The sequence below is a fragment of the Bradyrhizobium sp. Pa8 genome (genome assembly GCF_052588265.1).
The window spans coordinates 119,750-144,961 of the sequence record NZ_CP176767.1 but is presented as its reverse complement, the minus strand read 5'-3'; the positions used below and the strand labels follow the sequence as shown (position 1 = coordinate 144,961).

20 protein-coding genes are annotated in these 25,212 nt (G+C 63.4%); 11 read left to right on the top strand and 9 right to left on the bottom strand.

Annotated features, from left to right (window positions below; all coding sequences use genetic code 11):
• Positions 1-7: 7 nt before the first annotated feature.
• From hpf to ACKWRH_RS00595, 5 genes are all read left to right on the top strand, one after another.
• Positions 8-607, top strand: coding sequence for a ribosome hibernation-promoting factor, HPF/YfiA family (gene hpf, locus ACKWRH_RS00615; RefSeq protein ID WP_014490899.1), 600 nt, complete (start codon positions 8-10; stop codon positions 605-607).
• Positions 608-828: 221 nt separating this feature from the next.
• Positions 829-1,290, top strand: a complete 462-nt coding sequence (ptsN, locus tag ACKWRH_RS00610; protein ID WP_008141251.1) for a PTS IIA-like nitrogen regulatory protein PtsN — start codon at positions 829-831, stop codon at positions 1,288-1,290.
• 276 nt (positions 1,291-1,566) lie between these two features.
• Positions 1,567-3,303, top strand: a complete 1,737-nt coding sequence (locus ACKWRH_RS00605; protein WP_445218900.1) for a ShlB/FhaC/HecB family hemolysin secretion/activation protein — start codon at positions 1,567-1,569, stop codon at positions 3,301-3,303.
• Between the two features lie 19 nt (positions 3,304-3,322).
• Positions 3,323-6,847 carry a two-partner secretion domain-containing protein gene (locus ACKWRH_RS00600; RefSeq protein WP_445218899.1) on the top strand — a complete coding sequence of 1,175 codons (3,525 nt, stop codon included), beginning with the start codon at positions 3,323-3,325 and terminating at the stop codon, positions 6,845-6,847.
• A 206-nt stretch (positions 6,848-7,053) separates the two neighbouring features.
• Entirely contained in the window at positions 7,054-8,166 is a 1,113-nt protein-coding gene (locus ACKWRH_RS00595; protein WP_445218898.1) for a tetratricopeptide repeat protein, read from the top strand.
• Between the two features lie 101 nt (positions 8,167-8,267).
• Here the strand turns inward: ACKWRH_RS00595 and ACKWRH_RS00590 are convergent, their stop codons facing one another.
• Positions 8,268-8,906 (bottom strand): TetR/AcrR family transcriptional regulator, encoded by a 639-nt coding sequence (locus ACKWRH_RS00590; RefSeq protein WP_445218897.1) that lies wholly within the window; start codon positions 8,904-8,906, stop codon positions 8,268-8,270.
• Between the two features lie 279 nt (positions 8,907-9,185).
• On the opposite strand from ACKWRH_RS00590, the gene ACKWRH_RS00585 reads away from it, so the two are divergent.
• The 6 genes from ACKWRH_RS00585 to ACKWRH_RS00560 all read left to right on the top strand — a co-directional run bounded on the left by ACKWRH_RS00585 (position 9,186) and on the right by ACKWRH_RS00560 (position 16,896).
• Positions 9,186-9,989 (top strand): SDR family NAD(P)-dependent oxidoreductase, encoded by an 804-nt coding sequence (locus ACKWRH_RS00585; protein WP_445218896.1) that lies wholly within the window; start codon positions 9,186-9,188, stop codon positions 9,987-9,989.
• A gap of 36 nt (positions 9,990-10,025) precedes the next feature.
• Positions 10,026-11,156 carry a DUF5938 domain-containing protein gene (locus ACKWRH_RS00580; protein WP_247344225.1) on the top strand — a complete coding sequence of 377 codons (1,131 nt, stop codon included), beginning with the start codon at positions 10,026-10,028 and terminating at the stop codon, positions 11,154-11,156.
• Between the two features lie 57 nt (positions 11,157-11,213).
• Positions 11,214-12,752: an AMP-binding protein gene (locus tag ACKWRH_RS00575; protein ID WP_445218895.1), complete on the top strand. Its 1,539-nt coding sequence runs from the start codon at positions 11,214-11,216 to the stop codon at positions 12,750-12,752.
• A gap of 460 nt (positions 12,753-13,212) precedes the next feature.
• Complete coding sequence (locus ACKWRH_RS00570) at positions 13,213-14,616, top strand: FAD-binding oxidoreductase (protein ID WP_445222596.1); 1,404 nt, start codon at positions 13,213-13,215, stop codon at positions 14,614-14,616.
• A 404-nt stretch (positions 14,617-15,020) separates the two neighbouring features.
• The gene (locus tag ACKWRH_RS00565; RefSeq protein ID WP_445218894.1) at positions 15,021-16,766 is read left to right on the top strand and encodes an adenylate/guanylate cyclase domain-containing protein; all 1,746 of its coding nucleotides are present in this window, start codon (positions 15,021-15,023) and stop codon (positions 16,764-16,766) included.
• Between the two features lie 37 nt (positions 16,767-16,803).
• Positions 16,804-16,896 carry a hypothetical protein gene (locus tag ACKWRH_RS00560; RefSeq protein WP_445218893.1) on the top strand — a complete coding sequence of 31 codons (93 nt, stop codon included), beginning with the start codon at positions 16,804-16,806 and terminating at the stop codon, positions 16,894-16,896.
• Positions 16,897-17,271: 375 nt separating this feature from the next.
• On the opposite strand, the gene ACKWRH_RS00555 is transcribed toward ACKWRH_RS00560, so the two are convergent.
• The 8 genes from ACKWRH_RS00555 to ACKWRH_RS00520 form a co-directional block, all read right to left on the bottom strand.
• Complete coding sequence (locus ACKWRH_RS00555) at positions 17,272-18,306, bottom strand: IS110 family transposase (RefSeq protein ID WP_445216185.1); 1,035 nt, start codon at positions 18,304-18,306, stop codon at positions 17,272-17,274.
• 213 nt (positions 18,307-18,519) lie between these two features.
• Complete coding sequence (locus tag ACKWRH_RS00550) at positions 18,520-18,792, bottom strand: DUF1150 family protein (protein WP_038954450.1); 273 nt, start codon at positions 18,790-18,792, stop codon at positions 18,520-18,522.
• 51 nt (positions 18,793-18,843) lie between these two features.
• Positions 18,844-19,269, bottom strand: a complete 426-nt coding sequence (locus tag ACKWRH_RS00545; protein ID WP_014438749.1) for an Hsp20 family protein — start codon at positions 19,267-19,269, stop codon at positions 18,844-18,846.
• A 307-nt stretch (positions 19,270-19,576) separates the two neighbouring features.
• Positions 19,577-20,662 (bottom strand): sn-glycerol-3-phosphate import ATP-binding protein UgpC, encoded by a 1,086-nt coding sequence (locus ACKWRH_RS00540; RefSeq protein ID WP_445218892.1) that lies wholly within the window; start codon positions 20,660-20,662, stop codon positions 19,577-19,579.
• Between the two features lie 20 nt (positions 20,663-20,682).
• On the bottom strand, positions 20,683-21,531 hold the full coding sequence (ugpE, locus tag ACKWRH_RS00535) for a sn-glycerol-3-phosphate ABC transporter permease UgpE (protein ID WP_445218891.1): 849 nt from the start codon (positions 21,529-21,531) through the stop codon (positions 20,683-20,685).
• A complete protein-coding gene (gene ugpA / locus ACKWRH_RS00530) occupies positions 21,531-22,412 on the bottom strand; it encodes a sn-glycerol-3-phosphate ABC transporter permease UgpA (protein ID WP_445218890.1) in 882 nt (293 codons plus the stop codon). The genes ugpE and ugpA overlap by 1 nt, the downstream gene beginning before the upstream one ends.
• A gap of 48 nt (positions 22,413-22,460) precedes the next feature.
• Positions 22,461-23,777, bottom strand: a complete 1,317-nt coding sequence (gene ugpB, locus ACKWRH_RS00525) for a sn-glycerol-3-phosphate ABC transporter substrate-binding protein UgpB (protein WP_445218889.1) — start codon at positions 23,775-23,777, stop codon at positions 22,461-22,463.
• A gap of 220 nt (positions 23,778-23,997) precedes the next feature.
• The gene (locus ACKWRH_RS00520; RefSeq protein ID WP_445218888.1) at positions 23,998-25,200 is read right to left on the bottom strand and encodes a CaiB/BaiF CoA transferase family protein; all 1,203 of its coding nucleotides are present in this window, start codon (positions 25,198-25,200) and stop codon (positions 23,998-24,000) included.
• Positions 25,201-25,212: the final 12 nt, after the last annotated feature.

The following is a 25,212-nucleotide window of genomic DNA, read 5'->3' as shown; positions in this document are numbered from 1 at the left end:
GCATCACATGACCCTCAGAATCTCGGGAAAGAGCGTCAGCGTCGGCGACGCCCTGCGCGGCCGCGTGACCGATCGGACCGACGAGGTCCTGCGTAAATATTTCGACGGGAACTATTCCGGCCACATCACCCTGAGCAAGGATGGCTTCGGCTTCCGCACCGACTGTGCCCTGCATCTTGATACGGGAATTACGCTGGAGGCCGATTCGAACGCGCCGGATGCCTATGCCAGCGCCGACCAGGCGCTCCTGATGATCGAGAAGCGGCTCAAGCGCTACAAGAGCCGGCTCAAGGACCGCTCGGCCCGCAAGGCCCATGTCGCCTCCGCCGCTCTCGCCGCCCTCGATGCCACGAGCTATGTGCTGGAGGCGCCGGGCGAGGGTGAGGATGAGGACGAAATCACCGGCTACAGTCCCGTCATCATCGCCGAGGCCACCACCTCGCTGAAGCAGCTGTCGGTGAGTGAGGCCGTGATGGAGCTGGACCTCAGCGGAGCGCCCTGCCTGGTATTCCAGCACGGCTCCAGCGGCCGGGTGAACATCATTTACCGCCGGGCCGACGGCAATGTCGGCTGGATCGACCCGCCGGGGGCCAAACCGGACGGTTAAGGGCTGGAACCGACCCCCGTACCAACCGCAGCCCTTAACAATGAGCGGGGCAAAGCCGCACGCAGCAGTTGGCACCGGGATTGCGTTGGAGTAGAAGCGCCCCACATCAGGATCGGGGCTAAGTCCCCCTCCTGCTTCACCTTCTTGATGCCGGCCAGGCATGGTTTGACCAAGCTGGCCAATTCGGAACCTGACGGTTTAATTCACCTCGGAAACCCTCCATGCCGATTACCGATCTGGTCGCACCCGAGGCGATTCTCCCGGCATTGAAGGTCAACAGCAAGAAGCAGGCGCTGCAGGAGCTCGCGGCCAAGGCCGCCGAGCTGACCGGGCAGAACGAACGCTCCGTGTTCGAGGTGCTGCTGCAGCGTGAGAAGCTCGGCACCACCGCGGTCGGCTACGGCGTCGCCATTCCGCACGGCAAGCTGCCCAAGCTGGAAAAGATCTTTGGCCTGTTCGCGCGCCTCGATCGCCCGATCGATTTCGAGGCCATGGACGGTCAGCCGGTCGATCTCGTCTTCCTGCTGCTCGCGCCCGAAGGCGCCGGCGCCGATCACCTCAAGGCGCTCGCCCGCATCGCCCGTCTCCTGCGCGACCAGGATATCGCCAAGAAGCTCCGCGCCTCGCGCGACGCCCAGGCGATCTATTCGGTGCTGGCGCTGCCGCCCGCGACCGCGGCGTAACGTCGCCTGTCCTCGTCGTCCGCTGAGAAGCGGAATCGATCCACGCTATTGCCAATGCACGCCGGCCATCTCCGTAGCATGCGCGCGGGATGTCGTGATCGCGTAACAACCGGCAAGATAACGCGAAAAAAAATTCCCCATTTGAGACGTCCGGCACATCGCGCCTTGTCGGCGTCCGCTAAGGACGGCCAGGAACGCAAGTGGCGCTTGGATCGACGCGCCGTCCTGCGCTTTCGCTGATGTCGTTACCTATCGCCCGAAGGTCGGGCCCATAGGATGAAAGTGGTTGGCGCGGTGCAGTGCAGGGCTATTGTGGTGGGGCTAGTCATAGCAGGTACCGCAGTCCCGGCCGTCGCGCAGGAAGCCGGATCGCTGCTCCGGGAGATGCAGCGGCAGCAGGAGTTGCAGCGGCAGGAAAGGCTGCCGGCCCCTGACGAGATTCGACCACAGCAGGCGCCTGCCGCCATCCCCGACCGGGGCGAGCGCATCATCGTGAAGGGCGTTCGCTTCACCGGCAAGGTGGAGCTGCTGCCACAGGCCGAGCGCGAGCAACTCGTTGCCTCGGTGCGCGGCAAGCGCCTCGGCATCAAAGGGCTCTATGCGTTGGCCGATCAGGTGACGGCCGTGCTCCAGGGCCGCGGCCGGTTGCTGGCGCGCGCGCTGCTGCCGCCTCAGGACATCACCAACGGCATCGTCACGATCGAGATCGCCGAGGGTGCGCTCAAGACCATCACGCTCGACCGCGCCAAGGGCGTGCGCGTGCGTGAGGACCTGTTGCGCGCGATCATCGAGGGTCGCCTCAAGCCGGACGGCGTGACGCGGCAGGATCTCGAGGACGCGCTGTTGCGGATGAACGACCTGCCGGGCGTGTCGGTGCATGCCAAGCTCGCGCCGGGCGAGGCGCCGAACACCAGCAAGCTCGTCGTCGCCGTCGCGCAGGCGCCCGTCGTCGGGGGCGGCCTCTGGGCCGACAATTACGGCAGCTCCAACGTCGGCAAGGCGCAGGGCAACGGGCTCATCTCGCTCACCGATGTGTCCGGCTACGGCGACCTGACGCGGCTCTCCGGCACGGTATCGCAAGGGCAGGAGTACGGCTCGCTGGTGACGAGCGTGCCGGTCGGTGCCAGCGGCTTCATTGCCAATGCGAGCTACGGCTATCTCGACTACCACAATATCGACGCCATCGGCCGCGCCCTCGGCCTCACCGGTTTTGCCCATTTCGCCAATGGCGGCGTCGACTACAGCCTGATCCGCTCGCGCGATTTCAACCTCCAGCTTGGAGGCACGGTGACCTGGAAGGCGCTGGTCGACGACAGCATCGCCGGGACGCTGCAGGACAAGCGCTCCATCTCCGGCACGCTCAGCCTGAACGGCGACCGGCGCGATGCCTTGCTCGGCGGCGGCATCACCAGCTGGTCGGTGAGCTGGACGTTTGGCGATCTCGATCTCTCGCGCGTGCCGAGTGCGCTCGCGGCCGACCAGGCCGGGCTCAGGACGCAGGGCCAGTTCAATCGCATCAATGCGACGGTGGCCCGGCTTCAGGCATTGCCCGGCGACTTCGCGCTGTTCGGTCGCCTTTACGGACAATGGGCGGACAAGAACCTCGATTCCTCGGAAGATTTTGCGCTGGGCGGGCCGTTCGGCGTGCGCGGTTATCCAGTCGGCGAGGCGCGCGGCGACATGGGCGTGCTCGGCACGGTGGAGCTTCGCTACAACGCGCCGCTGCCTGTGCGGTTCGGCAACCTGCAACTCGCGAGCTTCCTGGACGGCGGCTACGTCAAGATCAACGTGTCGCCGAACGGCATTCCGGCAGTCACCGCGTGCGGTTGCAACGATTACGGGCTCGCCAGCGGCGGGCTTGCCGCGCGCTGGAGCCGCGAAAGGCTGAACGTATCGGCGAGCTGGGCCCATACGCTGGGCGACAATCCCGGCCGTTCCATCATCACCGGGGCCAATGCCGATGGCGTGAGGGCCAGCGACCAGTTCTGGCTGCAAGCCGGCATTCGCTTCTGATGTTTCGAGAGGGCACGCGATGACATCGACCCTGCCGCGGATGCGAGTCGCAATCGCGCTGTCCGCGACCACGATGCTGACGCCGCCGGCGCTGGCGCAGACGCTGCCGACCGGCGGTCAGGTCGTGTCGGGACAGGCCACGATCAGCCAGTCCGGTAATGCCATGACGATCAACCAGTCGAGCGACCGGATGATCGCCAACTGGCAGAGTTTTTCGATCGGCGCCGGCAGCTCCGTGACCTTCAATCAGCCCGGCGCATCCTCGGTCGCGCTGAACCGCGTCGTCGGCCAGGACCCCTCAAAAATCCTCGGCAGCCTCAGCGCCAATGGCCAAGTGTTCCTGATCAATCCGAACGGCATCGCCATCGGCAAGACCGGCAGCGTGCAGACCGGCAGCTTCGTCGCCTCCACGCTCGGCATCAGCAACGCTGATTTTCTCGCCGGCCGCTACAATTTCACCGGCAGCGGCGGCGCGATCACCAATGAGGGCAGCATCTCCGGCAAGGTGGTGGCGCTGATCTCGCCGAGCGTCAGCAATTCCGGCACCATCACCGGCACCACGGCGCTCGCCGCCGGCACCGACGTGCTGCTCGACTTCAATGGTGACGGCCTGCTCTCGGTCGAGGTCAAGGCCTCGACCGTCAAGACCCTGGTCGAGAACAAGGGGTTGATCCGCGCCGATGGCGGGCTTGCCGTTCTCACGGCCAAAGGTGCCAGCGACGCCATGAAGGGCGTCGTCAACAACACCGGCGTGGTGCAGGCCGCGAGCATCGGCAGCAAGAACGGCCGCATCCTGCTGCTCGGCGACACCAAGCACGGCGAGGTCAATGCCGGCGGCACGCTGCGGGCCCGCTCGGTCGAAACCTCCGCCGCCAAGGTCAATCTCGCCGCCGATCTGAAGGTCGACACGCTGGGCGGACGCTGGCTGATCGACCCCGTCAACATCACCATCGACGCCAATTACGCGGCGGCCTTGCAGACCGCGCTCGCGAGCGGCGACGTGACGGTGACGACCTCGGGCAGCGGCACCGATGAAGGCAACGTCACGGTCAACTCCGCCGTCACCTGGGGCTCGCATATCCTGACGCTGCGGGCCGACAACAACATCGTCATCAATGCGCCGCTGACGTCGACCGGCACGACGAGCAGTGACGGCCTGGTCCTGCAATACGCACAGACCACGGCCACCGGTGGCTACACCATCAACGCGCCGGTCAATCTGGCGGCGGGCAGCCTGTTCCAGACCCGGAAAGGATCTGACGCCGCCATCACCTATGCGGTGATCACCGACGTCAATGCCCTGCAGAACATCAACACCAACCGGTCCGGCAACTATGTGCTGGGCGCGAACATCGATGCCAGCGCCACGGCGGGCTGGAATGGTGGCGCCGGCTTCACACCGATCGGCGGCATCGGCGATATCAGCAGCTATTTTTCCGGCATTTTCGACGGGCTCGGACACCGCATCAGCAACCTGACCATCAACCGGCCGTCCAGCGATAACATCGGCCTGTTCGGCTACATCGATGGCGGAACCATCCGCAATGTCGGATTGGAAGGTGGCAGCGTGACGGGCAACAATGCCGTCGGCGGGCTGGTGGGGTCGAGCGGTCTCTGGGTCTACGGCGGCACGAGCAGCGTCGCTTACAACACCATCAGCAACGTTTACAACACCGGCAATGTGACCGGCAGCGGCGCCATGGTCGGCGGGCTGGTCGGCGACGCTTATATCACGACGATCAGCAACTCATATGCCACCGGTACGGTTGCGGGCTATGGCGCCGCCGGCGGGCTGGGAGGGCGCGTCGTCGCCTCGTCCGTCTTCAACTCGTATGCGACTGGCAACGTGTCCGCTAGCTGGGCCGGCGCTGGCGGGCTGATCGGGTACAATATCGGCACGTGGATGGGACCGGGCCCCTCGGATTATGCCATTGGTACGGTGAGCCACTCTTATGCCACAGGTACCGTATCTGGCGGCATCAATGTCGGTGGCTTGTTGGGGTACAGCAACCTCGGTCTCGTCACCGACAGTTACGCCACCGGCAATGTTTCGGGCACCGGCTCAGTTGGCGGCACAGGCACAGCTGCCGGCGGACTGGTGGGGTTCCAGCAGTACAGCCGGGTGGATCGGTCTTACGCTACCGGCAACGTGTCCGGTGTCGATGCGGTCGGCGGGCTGGTGGGAGGCAGCTGGTACGGCGCTGAGATAAGCCAGTCTTACGCGACCGGCAATGTGTCCGGAACGCGTTCGGTTGGCGGGCTGGTCGGGCACAGCAATGAAGCCGTTTGGGTGCTCGATTCCTACGCCACGGGAGCGGTTTCAGGAAATTCCGAGGTCGGCGGGCTGGTGGGGGTGAATCAGGAAAGCCACGTGAGCCGAAGCTACTTCGCGGGCACCGTGTCGGGAGCCAGCAATGTCGGCGCGATTGTGGGGATGAATTGGGATGGCGGCGACGTCACCCAAAGCTACGCGAACAGGGAGACATCGGGGCAGAGCGCCGCCTGTGGCGCATCCTTCGGCGGCGGCATCTGCGATGGCGGCATGCTCACCACGGCACAGCTGCGCGATCCCTTCACCTTCATCGCCAACGGCTATGACTTCGCCGCCGTCTGGGGCAAGTCCGTCAGCGGCGCCAACAACGGCATGCCGGTGCTGCGCGCGTTCGGCGACACCGTCTACGATGCCTATGTCAACGTCGCGGGCTCGGCCAGCACCACCTATGGCACGCTGGCCTCGCTCGGCGGATTGACGATGACCGGCGTGAACGCCAATCGCGTCACGCTCGGCTGGGGCAGCGCAGTCACCACCGCATTGGGTGCGGGCAGCTACAATCTCAGCGGCCCCGACGTTATCAACGCGACCGGCTCGGGCGGCGCGGTCTATGTCGGCTCGGTCGCGGTCGGCCTCACTATCGACAGGGCGCCGCTCACCATCAGCGCCAACGCGTCCAAGACCTATGACGGCCTCGCCTTCTCCGGCGGCAGCGTCGCTTATTCCGGCTTCATGAATGGCGAGACTGCATCCGTGCTGTCGGGCACGCTCAGCTACGGCGGCACGGCGCAGGGCGCGGTGAATGCCGGCCGCTACAACCTGACGGCGTCGGGCCTCTCCTCGGCCAATTATGTGATCACCTATGTCGACGGTTCGCTGACCGTCAACAAGGCGCCGCTCACCATTGCAGTCAACGGCGTTACGAAGAATTACGACGGCGTGCCGTTCTCCGGCGGCAGCGCGATCTATTCCGGCTTCGTGAACGGGGAGGGGCTGTCCGCGCTGTCCGGCACGCTCGTCTACGGCGGCTCGGCCCAGGGCACGCGAAATCCCGGGGTCTACGGCATCGCCGCCTCGGGGCTGACATCCGCGAACTACGACATCACCTATGTCGACGGCCGGCTCGCGATCATTCCGCGCGACGCGGGCGCCTGCTCGCTTGGGGCCGGTGGCAACCCGGTCTGCGGCGCCACTCCACCTGATCCTGCCGCGCCCCTCGGGCTGAACGACCAGGCGCCGATCGAGGTCGTGCTGTCTCAGAGCACCCGGTAGCGGTACAATCGCTGCATCTCGTGACGGCATTTACACCCACATGCGACGCCTGGTGAGACCGCAGAGGCGGCCCTCACTCGTTCGAACCGAAGCCCCGCCGTCTGCGACTTATTTTCGCAGCCGGGCGCTGTGATGTTTCTCCGCCGGATTCGATCGTCGCCCGGTTGCGCGACCCGGCGCGGCTTCGATGCAGGGTTTTTTGAGCCATGAATTGCGGTTCGATCGGCCGGATTTTCGGTCTGCTTTGCTCTGTCACCATTGCCGTGACGGTTGCCGTTCATGCCGACGATACGTCCAACGACCGCGTCATCGCCGAAATGACCGAGATCATCGCGGCTGATCCGACAAATGCGGTTGCTTACGAGCTGCGTGGCGAAGCCTGGTACATGAAGCGGGACAAGGATCGCGCCTTCGAGGACTGCAGCGCCGCGATACGGATCGATCCGAATTTCGGGCGGGCTTACAACTGTCGCGGCCGCGCCTATTCGGCGAAGGGCGAACGGGATCGCGCTTTGGCCGATTACAACGAGGCCATTCGCCTCGATCCCGGCTACGGTCCGTCTTACAGCTCCCGTGCCCTCGAACATTTCAACCAGCGTGACTTCGATCTGGCGATCGGCGCGCTTACCGAGGCCATCGAACGCAATCCCAAGCAAGCCTACTTTGCTCTTGTCATGAGAGGGGAAGCGTATGCGGCGAAGCGCGACTCCGATCACGCCGTCGCCGATTACAACGAGGCGATGCGGCGCAATCCCGCCGCCGCATGGCCTTACGAGCTGCGAAGCACCGTCCATGTCAACAAGGGCGAGATCGACGAGGCTCTCGACGACTGCAACACCGCCGTCCGTCTGGAGCCCGGGAGTGCTGGCGGCCATTATTGCCGGGCCATCGTTCTCCTGAAAAAGGACGACGCCGACAGCGCCATCCGCGAGCTTGATGACGTTACCAGGATCATGCCTTCCTTCGAGAAAGCCTACTTCGTTCGTGCGGCCGCCTGGCGCAGGAAGGGCGATGATCGTCGCGCCATTGCCGATTTCGACGAGGGCATCCGGCTGCAGCCGGGAAATTCGATGGCCTACAGCAATCGCGCCAGCACGCTGCGCGACCTCGGAGAGCACGCCCGCGCGCTCGCCGACTACAACGAGGCGATCCGGCTCGATCCCGGCAATCAGATCGCGCTCGTCAATCGCGGCATCCTCTACATGAAACTGTCCGACGCCACGAAGGCGCGCGCGGATTTCAAAAGCGTGCTCGCGCTGCCGCCGGGCGACCAATGGGCCGTGGACACGGCGCGCGAAGGACTCGGCTTTTTGAAGTGATGCATCTCGAAAGAGCGCGCATCTCCGCTCTCGTGCCCCGGACGCAGCGCAGCTTCTTCAGCGGTGCGCTGCAGAACCTTCGCCGGCGCCGCTCGTGCGCGTCAGCAGACCGTCGGCAGCAGGCGCCGGACTTCGTCGAGCAGTTCGGGAATCGCCGTCTTGTCACCCGCGAGATGCTTAAGCAGCGCACTTTGGAATAGACCGTCGAACAGCGCATAGAGCGCGGCGGGCGACGATGCCGGCCGCTTGCCGCCGAGCTCGGCATAGCGGGAGGCGACGCGCCAGATCATCGCTTCCAGGCTCTTGTCGATCTCGAGTACATCCTTGCGAAACGCCGCCTCGAACATCGCCTGCGAGCGCAGGTCGTACCAAAGGCGGTGCATACGGGCTTCGTTCTGCAGCGTTGCTGCGAGTTTGGCGAGGAAACCCTCCGTCAATTCGTCGCGGCTCGTTGCTGTCGCGACGACATCGTCATATCGCGTCACGCACTTCGCCTTGTAGTGGCGGACGCAGCAGCAGATCAGGTCGAGCTTGTCGCTGAAATAATAGTGGAACACGCCGTGCGTGAACGCCGAGTTCTGCGCGATTTCGCGCAGGCTGGTGCGTGCGAAGCCGAGCTCTCCAAGCGTTTCGAGCGCGGCCTCGGCAAGCTCGACGCGCCGCGCGTTGAACTTCTCGTCGCGCAGCACCTCGGCCGCATCAGCCACACGCCGGGCCGCTCCCGTCACCTGCCGCGCCATCTCGTCCCTTCCTCAGTCCCGTTCTTTCAAGGACTTATACCGCGTCGACCGCGGAATGCTCCATCCCCTCACAACCACTTCCTTTGACAACTGTCAAATTCGTTCTTGACAAGTGTCAAGATATTGGCGGAGGTTCGCACCAAGAATTTGGACAGTCGTCAAGACGTCCGACCATGGAGGAACGCTTCGCTGGGTGCCGCCGAAAGGCCTGCGCCCATTGACCTGGTGCGCGCCGATTGGCGCAGCACGAATCGATCACCAGCAACGGAGGAGTGCGTCATGAGTGGGAAGAGCCTTGCAGGCAGGAAAGCCCTGGTCACCGGCGGTGCTAGAGGAATCGGCGCGGCCATCGCGCAAGCGTTGGCGCGAGCCGGCGCCTCGATCATGATCGCCGACATCCTGGAAGAGACCGGCCGCGCCAGCGCAGCCGCCATCGCGAAGGAAGACGTCGCCACGGGCTTCGTCCAGCTCGACGTCACCGACGACGCTCAATGGGAGCGGGCGGTTGCCAAGACCGTCGCAACCCTCGGCGGCTACGACATTCTGATCAACAATGCCGGCATCGAGATCACGTCGCTGATCTCCGAGGTCAAGGCCGAGGACGCGCGGCGGATGTGCGACGTCAATATCGTTGGCACCGTGCTCGGCATGAAGCACGCCTTCCGTGCCATGCGCCCGGGCGGGCCGGCCGGCAAGGGCGGCGCCGTCGTCAACATCGCCTCGGTTGCGGCAACGATCGCCTTCCCGAGCATCGCGGTCTATTCGGGCACCAAATCCGCGGTTGACCGCATGACGCGGGTCGGAGCGATGGAAGCCGGCAAGCTCGGTTTCGGCGTGCGCGTAAACTGCATCTATCCGGGCCTGATCCCGACCGACATGGGCATGCAGCTCGCCAACGACATCGTCAAGGTCGGGCTCGCGGCTGACGTCAACGCCGCAGTCGGCTCGGTGGTGGAGCAGACCCCGCTCGGCCGTCTCGCCGAGGTCACGGACATCGGCGATGCCGCGGTGTTCCTGTGCTCGAACGAGGCGCGCTTCATCACCGGCATCGGACTGCCGGTCGATGGCGGCATGGGCATGTAACGACAAAGCCGACAACAAGCATTTCGGAGGAACGCAATGAGCGAGAAGAAGCCCGTCATCGTCTATGGCGCTTCCGGCTATACGGGCCGGCTGGTCTGTGAATATTTGCGCGAATACAACATCCCCTTCATCGCCGCCGGCCGCAGCAATGAGAAGCTCAACGCCGCGATGAAGTCGAATGTAGCGGGCATCGAGACCGCCGACTACGAGGTGGTTAAGGTGCCGCACACTGTGGCTGCGCTGACTGAATTGTTCAAGGGCGCCTCGGTGGTGCTCAACACCGTGGGTCCCTTCGCCAAGTTCGGCGGCGAAGTGGTGCAGGCTTGCCTCGCTTCCAAGTGTCATTACACCGACACCACCGGTGAGCAGGACTGGCTGATCACGCTCGAGCAGGAGTGGGGCACGAAGTTCGCCAATGCCGGGCTGCTGTTGGCGCCAGGCATCGCGCAGATGTACACCACCGGCGAGATCGCAGCCCAGCTGTGCCTGGAGACGCCCGGCCTCGACACGCTGGACATTGCCGTGTTCTGGGGTGGCAGCCCGACCATCGCATCGACGCAGACCATCCTGGTCAACGCCGCGATGGCCAAGGCCTACTACCTGGAGCAGAACAAGTACGTCGAGCATCAGCCCGATGCCGGCCTCTACAACCTCGCCATCCCCGGTCAGCACGAGCTGGCGCTGGCGTTGCCCTGGGGAGGCACCTCGCACCCGGTGTGGTTCAAGCGCGATCCGCGCGTGGCCAACGTGAAGGTGCTGGGCGGCGTGTTCAATCGCGCGCTGATGCTGGGCGTGCCACAGATCGTCGCGGCCGCGCTGGAGGCGACCAAGGATATGAATCCCGACGACCGCTACGCCGCATTGGCGCAGACCGCCGCCGGTGTGATGAACACCATGCCGCCGCGCGAGAACCCGCGCGTCAACAAGTCGATGGATTCGGTACATGCCTCCGGCCCGTTGGGGCGCGCGCACTGCATCATCTACGGCAACAGCAACTACAAGCAGACCGGCTTGCTGCAGGCCTATGCGGCGGCGCACCTGCTGCAGCAGCCGCCGAAGCGCGTGGGGTTCGCCTCCGGCTGCCAGGCGTTCGGCCATCACGAGCTGCTCGGGCAGTTGCGCAGCTTCGGGCTCGTCAGCAAGCCGGTTCTGACCGTGCACGATTAAGTAAATCGCGGGTGGCGCGGACCTCCGCGTCACCCGCTACCGCTTCGGGTGTTGATCATGCGCTTCATCGATTACCTGGACAAAGGTGCCTCGCTCGGCGCCGACGCGCCGTGCCTCACCATGGATGGACGCGACCTCAGCTATCGCGACGTGCAGTTGCTGAGCTATCGCGTCGCGCGCGGGCTCGCGCGATCGGGGATTGCTGCCGGCGAGAAGGTCGCAATCCTTTCCGGCAACGATCCGGTCGCGTTTGCCTGCGTGTTCGGCATTTCCCGCGCCGGCTCGGTCTGGTGCCCGATCAATCCGCGTAACGAGGCGGCCGAAAATCGGCTCATCCTCGAGCAATTCGACTGCAGCCTGCTGTTGTTTCATTCAAGCTTCGCGCCGATGGTCGAGGCGGTGCGTGCAGAGCTGCCAAAGCTGCGCGCCGTCGTCTGCCTCGATGCCGAGCTGCCCTTCGCGCCCTCGTTCGACAGCTGGCTCGCCGGCCTCGCCGACGATCCCTACCAGCGCGAGACGATCGACGATCTCGCGATGATCCCGGGTACCGGCGGCACCACCGGCAAGCCGAAGGGCGTCATGCTGTCGGGCCGCAACATCGAGGCGATGACGGCACTGACGCTGATGGGCTATCCCTTCAAGGGCCGCCCGATCTATCTCGCGCTCGCGCCGCTGACCCACGCGGCCGGCGTGCTGTGTTTCCCGATCATGGCGCTCGGCGGCCGCATCGTGATCATGCATCACCCCGACATCGCAGAATTTCTCGATCTGATCGAGCGCTATCGCGTCACGCACACCTTCCTGCCGCCGACCGTGATCTACATGCTGCTCGATCATCCGAAGCTCGACTCCGCGAGGCTCGGGTCTCTGCAATGTTTTTGGTACGGCGCGGCGCCGATCTCGGCCGCGCGGCTTGCGGAGGCGCTCCAGCGTATCGGGCCGATGGCGCAGTTGTTCGGTCAGACCGAAGCGCCGATGATGATCTCGATGATGGCACCTAGTGAGCATTACAATGCCGACGGCACGATCGCGATGGAGCGTCTCGCCTCGGCCGGGCGGATCAGCCCGCTGGTGCAGGCCGGCATCATGGATGGCGACGGCAATTTGCTGCCGACCGGCGCCCGCGGCGAGATCGTGGTCCGCGGTTCGCTGGTGATGGAGGGCTATTACAAAAATCCCGAGGCTACGGCGGAAGCCTCCGCGCATGGCTGGCACCACACTGGCGACATCGGCTACATCGACGACGACGGCTACCTCTATATCGTCGATCGCGCCAAGGACATGATCATCACCGGCGGGTTCAACGTCTACTCGATCGAGGTCGAGAACGCGCTGCGGGCGCATGAGGCGGTGCAGGATTGCGCCGTGATCGGGTTGGCGGACGAGAAATGGGGTGAGCGGATCGTCGCCGTGGTGCAGCCCCGCGCCGGCCAAAGCGTCGATGCGACGGCGCTGGCGGCCTTCGTCAAGCAACGGATCGGCAGCGTCAAGACACCGAAGCAGATCGAAGTCTGGGACGATCTGCCGCGCTCCAAGGTCGGCAAGGTGCTGAAGCCGGACATCCGCGCGCGGCTGGCAGGTCGTTCAGGCGATTGAGCATTGTACTCATTGACATAACGTCCGCTTTCGAAGTGCCGACTCAACCCCGTCGACTTAACGCAGGCGCTAAATCTCGCTGCTGGGTTTCAAATCCTGCCCGGGGGACGCTATGCCCGCTACGACGGGCGAACCGGACGTGGGCCGCTAGTTCGGGAATGTCTGCAAATGACCCATAAGCGACATGCCGGGAGCCACCCAAGCGATCAACTCGTTGTCCCCGCCGAAAAGCCAATACGCGCCGCCAGCCTTCCGGTGTGCGCTCGTTGCCGTGAGCCGCCGCGCTACGGATGTAACGCAATGTGCCATCCCTGAAACTCTTCCATAGCGCGTCTCGTTCACCTTGCAAGCTCCGCGCTTCGCCGCCGGCGGTGCGTAAACCGGAGCTTGCAGGCCGCGTCAGGTCCTTGATGGCGGTTGCGCAGGCTTTCGACGTTCGAAATCACAAGTGGAGGGATTGATGGGCGTCACGAGGAAATCGACCAGTTCGGATTCAGCCGCAGTGCGTGAACTACGCGCTATAATGCAGGGACGGGTCGTGTCACGCGGCGACGATGACTATGCGCGCACGCGGCGGATATGGAACGGAGCAGTCGAGACCCAGCCTGCGTTGTTTGCAGTGTGTGAGACGTCCGCGGACGTGCAGGCGGCGTTGCGGAGTGCATGTCAGCACAAGATCTCCTTATCGGTGCGTGGCGGCGGACATGACTGGGCGGGACGCGCCTTATGCCCTGATGGACTCGTCGTCGACTTCAGCAAGACGAGACAAGTCATCGTAGACCGGCGCTCACGGACAGCAACAGTCTCGGCTGGAGCCCAGGCCAGGGACGTGGCTGCCGCCGCGGCTGCCCATGGCCTGGTTGCAGCGCTGGGTAACTGCGGTACGGTTGGCTTCACCGGCCTGACCCTGGGGGGCGGCTATGGCCCTCTCAACGGTCAATATGGCCTGGCGGCGGACAATCTCCTTGGGGCCGAGGTGGTGCTCGCGGATGGGCGATGCGTGACGACCGGTCCCGATGAGGAGCCCGACTTGTTCTGGGCCATACGCGGCGGCGGCGGCAACTTCGGCGTCGTCACCTCCATGCGGATCAAGTTGCATGAAGCGCGCCACATGCTCGGGGGGATGGTCGTGTATCCCTGGAGCGAAGCGGAGGCAGTGCTGCCCCGTTACGCTGCAATTGCAGCGCAGATGCCCGACGAACTCACTGTGGAAGCGATGATGACATCCGGGCCAGATGGCCAGCCTGCAATCATATTCACGCCGCTGTGGAACGGTGACAAGCTGCAAGGTGAGTGCGCGATAGATCACATGTTGCAAGCACTCGGCAAGCCGCAGTTCGCACAGTGTGGGCCGATGACTTACCCCGAAATGCTCGCTCCGACGGACGCTTGGGTGGCAGAAACGGCCGGCTTGCATTGGGAGATGCGGACCCGCTCACTGCCCGCGCTTTTGCCCGGCCCGATCGATGCGATCATCAAGGCGATCTCCCGCAAGACGTCGCCCCGCTCGGCGGTTATCTTTCACCATTTCCACGGCGCGGCCACGCGCATTCCAGCGGACGCGACCGCTTTCGGCGTGCGCCAAGAACATTTCATGTTGGAGATCCTCGCCGGTTGGGAGTTCGATAGGAGCAACGGCGCGGCGCACAGGCAATGGGCGCAGGACCTCTGGAAAAGTCTCGCCCCATTTGCTCTGCCGGGTGGCTACGCCAACGTGTTGGGGCCGAATGACCGCGAACAAGCAGCGGCCGCTTATGGCGACAACGCTGCGCGGCTCCGCGCCCTCAAGCGTCGCTTCGATCCCGATGGGGTCTTCGCGTCCGCCATCCCGCTGCCGGCTATGTTTGAAACGCATTCCCCGTGAACTGCAATCGTGCCTTAGAACGTGATCCGGAAAAGTGTGCAGTGGTTTTCCGAAAAGATCATGCTCAAACGAAAACCTAAAGCGCGATGATGATTCATCCCGATCTCATCGCGCTTTAGGCTACGGTGCATGAGTCTCTTGTTGGCCCTTAGCCGAAGGTCAATTGAGCGCGTGTCATGTCGGCTGTCAGGGGCAAACCGGACGCCGATCCAACTTGGCGTCCACCGCTGCTTTTGACCCAACTCGGACCTCCCGAGTCGAAGCACGCCTTTTGCCGACGTGCCACGCAAAATGCCGCTTGCCACAATTTGGGCTCTCCTGCAATTACCGCTCACGGCACTTTGACAACGGCTGCGCTCCTCGTTGTCCCAGCGGCGTGGTTAGTATGATCGTTCGGAGGGCCTGTGACCGAGCAGCGGGTTCAAAGGCGATTAGCGGTAATCCTGGCTGCCGACGTGGTCGGCTACTCAGCGTTGATGCAACGCGCTGAGGAAGCCACCTACGCCGCGTTCGAGTGGCTCAAGCGAGAATCTATCGAACCTGGTCTCTTCCGCCACGAGGGGCGACTGATCAAGACAACGGGTGACGGTGCGTTGGCCGAGTTCGCAAGTCCATCGGCTGCGGTGCGGTGCGCGTTGGAGATACAAGAAAGCATCGCGTCAGGCCGAAACTCTCTTAAGCTACGCATTGGGCTCAATCTTGGGGAGGTTATCGTCGGGCCTGACGGCGATCTATTTGGGGACGGGATCAACATTGCGGTCCGGCTGGAGGGGGCCGCCGATCCGGGCGGCATCCTGATCTCCGAGAAGGTGTACAGCGAAGTCGAAGGCAAGCTGGACCTTGACTTCGAGGATCGCGGCGAACAGCAGCTCAAGAACATCACCAAGCCGGTCCGCACTTACGCGGTACGCGCAGGATCGTATAGCGCGCGAAGCGAAGGGACAATCGCGGCCCCTCCACTCCCCGACAGGCCTTCCATCGCCGTACTGCCGTTCGAGAATATGAGCGGCGATGCCGAACAGGAATACTTCGCGGATGGAATGGTTGAGGAGATCACAACGGCGCTTTCGCGGTTTAAATGGCTGTTCGTAATCGCTCGCAACTCGAGCTTTACGTTCAAGGGCAAAGCCGTCGATGTCAAGGAGGTCGGACATAAGCTCGGCGTGCGCTATGTCCTTGAGGGATCTGTGCGCAAGGCGTCGGGAAAAGTCCGCATCATGGGGCAGTTGATAGATGCAATTTCTGGCGCGCATATATGGGCGGACAGGTTCGAGCACGATCTAACAGACGTTTTCGTCCTCCAGGACGAAGTGGCGGTCGCCGTTATCTCGGCCATTCAGCCAAAATTACTTCAAACAGAAATTACAATGGCGACGCGGCGGCGACCAGAGAACGCCACCGCATATGATTTTTTTCTCCGTGCTTTGCCGCAATTCTATCTAGCGACCCGCGAAGGGTTGGCCGAGGCGATCGGGCTGGCTCATCGCTCTTTGGAGCTAGACCCTGGGTTCGGCTTTGCCGCTGCTCTGGCAGGTGCCTGTCACGCGCTAAACGTCGTTTGGGGCTATGCAATCGATCCTCAATTCGAGCGCACGGAAGCGGTTCGGCTTTCTCGATTGGCATTGAATATCGACGAAAGTGATCCAGACACGGTAGCATGGGCTTGCCTAACCTCGGCGTTCATGATCGGCGATAGTGAAAGCGAGATTGAAACGGCGGACCGAGCGGTCGCGCTCAACCCAAATTCGTTTCATGCGTGGAACTGCAGAGGCCATGTCTATAGAGTTGCGGGAGTGCTGGAGGAAGCGATCCGGAGTTTTGAACGTGCCATTCGCGTGAGCCCGGTAGACCCGCAACTGCACCTAACCTTTGTCGGGATGGGGATGGCCCTTATTGAGCTTCGTCGCTTTGACGAAGCAATCGTCGCAGGGAAGAAAGCCCGACGTCAGAACCACTCCTATGCGGCGGCATACCGTTGTCTCGCGTCCGCTTTCGCCCAGCTCGGACGTGATGCGGAGGCCCGTGAAGCGGCGGCGCGTCTGCTTGAGTTCGATCCCGCCTTTACAATATCCGGGTTGCTAGCTCGCGGCGGGCAATCGAACACGAAGCTGTGCCTCGAGGGTCTTCGGAAGGCGGGGTTGCCCGAGTAGCTCTACATCGTCGCATCGCTTGCTTTGGCTCTGGGTCGTGGAGAATGTACTGCCGGATCGCTGGGGCGTGTCTGGCGCTACAATATGCCTACTAGGCGCTGCCGTTATTCTTTGGGGGCCGCGCGGATAGCATGTCGCCTGTTGGCCCTTAGCCGACGTGCCGCGGCGGGGTTTCTTTGTCTGGTTTCGGGGATGAAGCAGGACTGCATATCAGGAGCTGAGGCGACGGCTTCATGAATACACGCCCTTCTGTAATGGGCCCGATGATGTCAAGCCTCCCGAGTGAACGTCACGCCGCCGAGCTCATGCTTCTGTCCGTGGTCGACGCCTGGCCGCCACATCATGCTGTCAGAGGGAGCGGTGAGCCTATCTAGATACGCGTGGTTCGTCAGACGACGGCCACTGGGCGTGTAACGGCTTCACCGGATCCACCGTCCCGGCGACGGGACTTCGGGCATTGGGCTTCAGTTCAGCCCGGTTGCGTTCTTAATTTCCTCCGCCTGTTCTATGCCGCTATCGGCCCCGCTTCAGCCCATCGGTAAGTTGTGCCGTCGACCCAGATCCGATGCAAGATCACTGCGAGCTTACGTGCCAGGGCGACTTTTGCGCGCTTCGAGCCTCGCCGTTTGGCGACGTCCATCCCCCAGCGCTTGAGTTTCGAGAACCGTGTGATACGCGATAGCAGAACGTTGGCGGCTTCATACAAGACCGTCCGCACCGTCTCATCGCCGGCCAGCGTGATTCCGCCCGTGACGTCCTTTTCTCCCGATTGATATTTCTTTGGTGTGAGCCCGAACAGCGCGCCTGCTGCCTTTGACTTTGCAATGCGCTTAGGATCATCAATCGCCGATTTGTAGGTAATAGCCACTAGGGGACCAACGCCTGGCACTGTCATCAGCCGGCGACAGACCGCATCGTCACGCACAGCTGCCAGCACAGCCTTGTGTAGCCTTCCGTATTCTGCCTTCAGGGTCGATCGCGCCGAAAGCATCGCATCGGCAATGCGCTCCAATGTCGCCTGGCCCGCAACCAGCTCTCGAATCCGCGCTTCGAAATTCCTTCGCGTCACCGGACCAACCTTCAGACCGAAGCCGCGCAAAATCCCTCGGATACTTAGTTCTACATCGATGAGCCGCCCGAGAAGCTGTTTGCGTGCGATCAGGAGTGCCCGGATCTCTTGCGCGTCAACCGACTTTACGTGTACCGATCGATACCACCCCATCCGGATCAACTGGGCGATCCCGCGGGCATCCTTCCGATCCGTCTTAACCGTCATTGCAGACAACGCGGCCTTCACGTGCCGCGTTTCCAGCAGAACTGTTTCGAATCCTGCACCTCTCAGGCCCGCATGCAGCCATTGCGACAGCGGCCCAGCCTCCAGCCCGATCCGCTTCACTGCAAAGCCGAGCGCCTCAAAAAGCTCAACTAAGGCGCCGGGCTCGCTTGCGACCTTTGCTTCCCTCAGGATCTTACCCTGGGCGTCCACAACACACACGCTCGACAGTTCCAATGACACGTCGATTCCGGCATAATTGTCCACGGCTGTCCTCCGTCTCCAGATGCTTGGGGCCGACTCAAATCGTGACCCCGTTTCATCATCTATCGGGGGACAGCCACCATCATGACCCCTTGCTCGGAGCCGGGCCCATTACCGCATCTAGCAAATGCCCTCACCGTGAGGGGGCGCAAAAAAATACGCGGGCCGCCCTGAGGCATGCCCGCGCATTTGAATTCGTCAGCTGTGCGCGCGTGCTCAGTGCACGCTCACCGCTTGCAGCTCGTTGCTCCAGGCGTTGGCGACCGCGGCTTCGCGGCTGTCGGTCAGCATGATCGGCGTGCCGTCGGCAGCGTGGAGCGCGAAGAGCTTGAGGCCCGGCGCAATTTTCGGTGCCTCGGGAAACAGGCCCGGCACATCCTCGGAGCGGATCTGCTTCACATAGGCGATATGGCCCTCGCCGAGGGCTGCCAGCGTCTCGGGCGAGACGTTCTTGGCTTCGTATTCGAACGCAACGTGACCTTCACTCATGGTCTCGACTCCTTCACAGAAACTAAGCGGTCGAGTCCGCTACTCGTTCCATTATTCGTGCTCATTGATAGCGATTGTCTTAACGATCCTCTCCGGTTCAGGCCGGGCAAGATCGACCGACAGCAGCCCGTTCTTCAGATCCGCTCCCAGCACGAGCATCCCCTCCGCCAGCACGAAGGTGCGCTGGAAGTGGCGCGCGGCGATGCCGCGATGGATGTATTGCCGGGTCTTGTCGTCCTGCTGACGCCCGCGAATCACGAGCTGGTTTTCCTCAATGGTTACATCGAGTTGGTCGCGGGTGAATCCGGCGACCGCCAGCGTGATCCGCAGCCGCTCGGGCTGGCCGTCCGATCGGTCGCACCTCTCGATATTGTAGGGAGGGTAGCCGTCGGCGCCTTTGACGACGCGGTCGAGCACGCGCTCGATCTCGTCGAAGCCCAGAAGGAACGGACTGGAAAGCGTGGGAACACGAGACATAGTTTACAAAGTCCTCTCGAAGCGACTTTGGCATTTCAGGGCCCGGAAGCGGCGCCCCTTGGTCAGCAATATGGTCATAACCCCGTGTCGGTTCAAGGACGTAGCGGGGGCCTGTGGATTGCCCATTTTCGCGCCTGACCCGCCTCGAATCGCGCGGAAGCGCCCAATTCGTCACCGGAAAGCAAATACCCGGACGAGCCCGGCCATGACGAATCGACGGACGATTTATCTCAATGAAAACAATCCCCCGGCTACTCTGCATGGGGTTGTTTTTGCGTTTTTGATCGACCGGGCCCCTCGGAACCCCTCAGGCCTCGATCCGCGTCCGCCCGTCGCTGCTGAAAAGGTGCAGTTTCGGCCGCACCGCCGCGACGCGGATCCTCTCACCGATGGCGGGGGCCTCGGTTCCGGGAATGCGGACGATGACCTCGCCGGGCGGCAGCTCGCCGGGGGTGGCGGCGACGCGCTGCTCGTCCTGGGCCCGCGTGCCGTAGACGAAGGTTTCGGCGCCGACGCGCTCGATCGCTTCCACGGTCAGCGGAAGTGCGACGCCGCCGGCCGGGGTCTGGTCGGTGATGACGAAATCTTCTGGGCGGATGCCGAGGATGCCGGCCTCGGTCGCGCTGCCGCCGAGCTGCGATTTGATCTCATCGGCGCGCGTCGACATCAGGTTCATCGGCGGCGCCCCGATGAAGGAGGCGACGAAGGTCGTCGCCGGCTTCTCGTAGATCGCCAGCGGATTGCCGACCTGCTCGACCTGGCCGCCGTTCATGACCACGAGAACGTCGGCGAGCGTCATCGCCTCGAGCTGGTCGTGGGTGACGTAGATCGACGTCGTGTTGAGCCGGCGCTGCAATTTGCGGATCTCGACCCGCATCGCGATGCGCAGCTTTGCGTCGAGGTTCGACAGCGGCTCGTCGAACAGAAACACCTTTGGCTGCCGCACGATGGCGCGGCCCATGGCGACGCGCTGGCGCTGGCCGCCGGAGAGCTGGCGCGGCTTGCGCTCCAGCATCGGCGCGAGTTCGAGCACGCGTGCGGCCTCGTCGACGCGGGTCCTGACCTCGGCCTCCTTCATGCCACGGTTGCGCAGGCCGTAGGCCATGTTGTTGAAGACGCTCATATGCGGATAGAGCGCGTAGTTCTGGAACACCATCGCGATGTCGCGATCGGCGGGCTCGATCTGGTTGACCACGCGGCCGCCGATGTCGATCTCGCCGCCGGTGACGGTCTCGAGACCTGCGACCATGCGCAGCAGCGTGGACTTGCCGCAGCCGGAGGGGCCGACCAGCACGCAGAACTGGCCGTCGCCGACATCGACGTTGACGCCCTTGATGGCCTCGAAGCCGCCGGGATAGGTCTTGCGGACGTTGCGCAGGGTGACGTTAGCCATGAAAACTCATTTCCAAAAACCTACTTCTCGGTCTCGACCAGGCCGCGCACGAACAATTTCTGCATGGCGACGACGACGAACGCCGGCGGCAGCATGGCGAGCACGGCGGTGGCCATCACGATCGGCCATTCGGTCAGCGCATCGGTGGTGGTGATCATCTTGCGGATGCCGACCTGGATGGTCTGCATGTCGTCGCGCGTGGTGATCAGCAGCGGCCAAAGATATTGATTCCAGCCGAGGATGAAGAGGATCACGAACAGCGCCGCCATGTTGGTGCGCGACAGCGGCAGCAACGTATCCCAGAAGAAACGCAAGGGGCCGGCACCGTCGATGCGCGAGGCCTCCAGCAACTCGTCCGGCACGGTCATGAAGAACTGGCGGAACAGCAGCGTCGCGGTGGCCGACGCAATCAGCGGCAGCGCGAGGCCGGCATAGCTGTCGAGCATGTGCAGATCGGCAACGATCTTGTAGGTCGGGTAGATACGCACCTCGACCGGCAGCATCAACGTGATGAAGATGATCCAGAAGATCGCCATCCGGAACGGAAAGCGGAAATACACGATCGCATAGGCCGAGATGATCGAGATCGCGATCTTGCCGATCGCGATTGCCAGCGCCATCACCAGCGAGTTCAGCATCATGTTGCCGACGGGCTCGCGGGTCGAGCCGCTCGTGCCGACGAAGATGGTCTGGTAGTAGACCTCGAAGAAATGCCCACCCGGCAGCAGCGACATCTGCCCGTTCGCGATCAGCGCGTTGTCCTGGGTCGAGGCGACGATCGCGATGTAGACCGGGAATGCGACGATTGCGATCCCGATCCAGAGAATGGCGTGGGCGACGTAGCGCCGAAAGCCCTCTTCCTCGACCATCAGTAGGTCACCTTGCGTTCGACGAAGCGGAACTGGATTCCCGTCAGCACGATGACCATGACCATCAGGATCACCGATTGCGCCGCCGAGCTGCCGAGATTGCCGCCGAGCAGGCCGTCGGAATAGACCTTGTAGACCAGCGTGACCGTCGATGTACCGGGACCGCCGCGGGTCATGGTGTCGATGATGCCGAAGGTGTCGAAGAAGGCGTAGACGATGTTGACGACCAGCAGGAAGAAGATCGTGGGCGACAGCAGCGGGAAGGTCACGGTCCAGAACCGCCGCATCGGGCGGGCGCCGTCGATCGCGGCGGCCTCGAACACGCTTCGGGGGATGGCCTGCAGGCCGGCGAGGAAGAACAGGAAATTATAGGAGATCTGCTTCCAGGCGGCGGCGAGGATGATCAGCCCAGCCGCCTGGTTGCCGTCGAGCAGCGGATTCCAGTCGACGCCCAGGTTGCGCAGATAGCGCGACAGCACGCCGAGCGAAGGATGCAGCATGAAGATCCAGAGCACGCCGACGACGGGCGGCGCGACTGCATAGGGCCAGATCAGCAGCGTGCGGTACAGCATCGAGCCGCGCAGCGGCTTGTCGGCCATCACGGCGAGCAGCAGCGCGAACGACAGCGACGACACGGCGATCGCGAACGAGAAGAAGAAGGTCCGGACGATCGCCTCGAAATAGGCGGGGTCCTTGAACAGCTCGATGTAATTTTCGAACCAGACAAAGGTGCTCGAGAGACCGAAGGCATCCTGGAGCAGGAAGGACTGGATCACCGCCTGCAGGGCAGGCCAGTAGAAGAATATCAGGACGATCGCGAGCTGCGGCGCAACCAGCGCGTAGGGCAATAGCTTTGATTGGAAAATGGCTTGCTTTTGCATGATGTCAGCTGAGCGGCAGGCCGGCTTACCGGCCTGCCGCTCATCGCCTTACTTGACGGCGGTCTTTTCGAACTGACGCAGCATCGTGTTGCCGCGCTCGACGGCGGCGTCGAGCGCCTGCTTGGCGGTCTTCTTGCCGGCCAGCGCCTGCTCGATCTCTTCCGACCAGACGTCACGCAGCTGAACCATGTTGCCGAGACGCAAGCCGCGCGAATTCTCGGTCGGCTCCTTGTTGGTCAGTTCGAGCAGCGGGGTCTCGAGATAGGGCTGATCCTTGTAGAAACCTTCTTCCTTCGCCTTGGCGTAGGCCGCCTTGGTGATCGGCAGATAGCCCGAGGCCTTGTGGATGTAGACTTGGCGATCGGTGTCCGAGAGGAAGGTCAGGAATTTCGCGACGCCCTTGTATTCCTCGGCCGACTTGCCGCCCATGACCCAGAGCGAGGCGCCGCCGATGATCGAGTTCTGCGGCGCGCCCTTGGCGTCCGGATAATAAGGCATCGGCACGGCGGTGAAGTTGAACTTGGCCTGCGCCTTGACGTTGCCGAAGAACGCCGACGAGGTCAGGTAGATCGGGCATTCACCCGAGGTGAAGCGGCCTTCGCCGGTGTTGGTGCGGCCGGCATAGTCGTAGGTCTTGTTCTTCTGCAGCTCGACCAGGGTTTCGAGATGCTTGACCTGGAGCGGGCCGTTGAACTCCAGCACGGTGTCGAAGCCGTCGAGGCCGTTGGCCTTGCTGGCGAGCGGCACGTTGTGCCAGGCGGAGAGCTGCTCGAGATTGACCCAGGTGACCCAGGAGCCGGAGAAGCCGCAGGTGTCATGACCCGCAGCCTTCAGCTTCTTGGCGGCCTCGAACGTTTCGGGCCAGGTCTTGGGGATCTCGACGTTCGCCTTCTTGAGCTCGTCGAGGTTGACCCACATGACGGTCGACGACGAGTTGAACGGGAAGGACAGCATCTCGCCCTTCGAGGTCGAATAGTAGCCGGTGATGGCGGGCAGGTAGATCTTGGGGTCGAACTTCTCGCCGGCCTCGGCCATCAGCTTGTAGACGGGCTTTACGGCGCCGGTCGCCGCCATCATGGTCGCGGTGCCGACTTCGAACACCTGCATGATGTGCGGGGCGTTGCCGGCGCGGAACGCCGCGATGCCGGCGTTCATCGTATCGGGATAGTTGCCCTTGTAGGTCGGGATCACCTTGTAGTCGGTCTGCGAGGCGTTGAAGTCGGTGGCGAGCTTGACGATGACGTCGTTGTTGGCGCCGGTCATCGCGTGCCACCACTGGATTTCGGTCACGGCCAAGGCCGGCGATGCGCCCATGCCGATCGTGATTGCAACTGCGGCAGCCGCCCCAAAGTGTCGAAGAGCCATCAAGTAAACCTCCCTTGGCCGTCAAAAAGAAGCGCTTGCGCTAGCAGCGCCATATGACGTTCACATGACTGTGTAAGCGGGAGAAACGAAAGCAGCAAGCGCGGCCAAAAGGGAAGCCGTCAAATAGGCGAATGCCGAGCGCGCAGCCTCCTCCGTTCGCGGTGCACATGCGTGCCCGCGCCGCAGTGCGGCATTTGCTCGGGTGAAGCGGCGAGGGCGTTTAGCGCTTGCGCTCGGGGCCGCAGACGGTGCCCTGTTCGACCATCGCGTCGATCTCCGATTTGGAGTAGCCGAACTCGCCCAGCACCTCCTGGGAGTGCTGGCTGAATTTCGGCGGCAGGCGGCGCAGGCTCGGCTTGCTGCGATCGAGCCGGATCGGCGAGGCCACGCCCTTGTACCAGTCCTTCTCGATGACATCGCCGCGGGCGATCGTGTGCGCGTTGGTCAAGGCCTGGTCGATCTTCTGCACGGGACCGGCGGGCAGGCCGGCGGCGAGCAGGCGATTGCACAGCGGTTCGGCCTCGTGCTGGCTGAACACGGCGGCCAACTCGGCCCGCAGCGCCTCGCGATTGGCGATGCGGTCCCTGTTGCGGGCAAAACGCGGATCGGTGCCGAGCTCCGGCTTGCCGATCTCCTTGGCGAGCTTGCGGAAGGTGCCGTCATTGCCGACGCCGATGAAGATGTTGTCGGTCTTGGTCGGGAAGATCGCGTAAGGCACGAGGTTGGGATGCTCGTTGCCGGTGAGCGACGGCGGCTTGCCGTGCATGAAATAATTCGCGGTGTGCGGATGCATGATGGCAAGGCCGGTCTCGTAGAGCGTCGTCTCCAGGAACTGGCCCTGGCCCGAGCGCTGCCGCTCCGACAGCGCCATCAGGATGCCGATCGCCGCATAGAGGCCGGTAGTGATGTCGACCAGCGGCACGCCGATCCGCATCGGTCCGCTCTCGGGCGAACCGGTCGCCGCGATCATGCCGGTCATCGCCTGGATGATGGCGTCATAGCCGGGATTGCCGCCGCGCGGACCGTCGGCGCCGAAGCCGCAGATCCGGCAATGCACGAGCCGCGGGAATTTCTTGCTGAGCACATCGTTGCCGATGCCCCATTTCTCCAGCGTGCCCGGCTTGAAATTCTCGATCAGGACGTCGGCGGTCTCGAGCATCTTCAACAGCACGATGCGGCCCCCTTCGGAGGCGAGGTCGAGGCCGATCGAGCGCTTGTTGCGGTTGATGCCGATGAAATAGGCCGCGTCTTCCTCGTGGAACGGAGGGCCCCAGTCGCGCACCTCGTCGCCGGCGGGCGGCTCGACCTTGATCACGTCGGCGCCGTGGTCGGCGAGGATCTGGGTGCAGTAGGGACCGCCGAGCACGCGCGTGAGATCGATGACGCGCAGTCCGCTCATTGCGCCCAAAACGGCTTCAGTCATGCCTTCGCTTCC